Origin of the sequence: Dechloromonas denitrificans (assembly GCF_001551835.1) — a bacterium.
GTDB lineage: Bacteria > Pseudomonadota > Gammaproteobacteria > Burkholderiales > Rhodocyclaceae > Azonexus > Azonexus denitrificans.
In genome coordinates this window covers 1-377 of sequence record NZ_LODL01000029.1, presented here as the reverse complement: position 1 = coordinate 377, position 377 = coordinate 1, and the positions used below count along the sequence as shown (strand labels likewise).

The 377-nt window shown below is 67.9% G+C and carries 1 protein-coding gene; it reads left to right on the top strand.

The genetic code is table 11. The features are described from left to right. Window positions 1-377: cadherin-like domain-containing protein (locus AT959_RS14780; RefSeq protein ID WP_169795478.1), on the top strand; the 377-nt coding region annotated here is incomplete at both ends.

Sequence of the window (377 nt, the reverse complement as noted above, 5' to 3'; positions counted from 1 at the left end):
CCACCGCCACGCTGGCCGGCGTGGGCACGCTGGTCATCAATGCCAACGGCAGCTACACCTTCACGCCGAACGCCAACTACAACGGCACGGTGCCGGTCGCCACCTACACCCTGACCGACGGTTCGGGGGCCAACGACACCTCGACCCTGGCGATCACGGTGACGCCGGTGAACGACGACTTCACCGACGCCAACGAAGTGATCAGCATCGCCGAAGACAGCGGCCCGCTGAGCGGCACGGTACTGAGCGGCACGAGCAGCGTCGATGGTCCGGTCAGCGTCACCACCTTCACGGTGGGCGGCACGACCTACGCCGCCGGCACCACCGCCACGCTGGCCGGCGTGGGCACGCTGGTCATCAATGCCAACGGCAGCTAC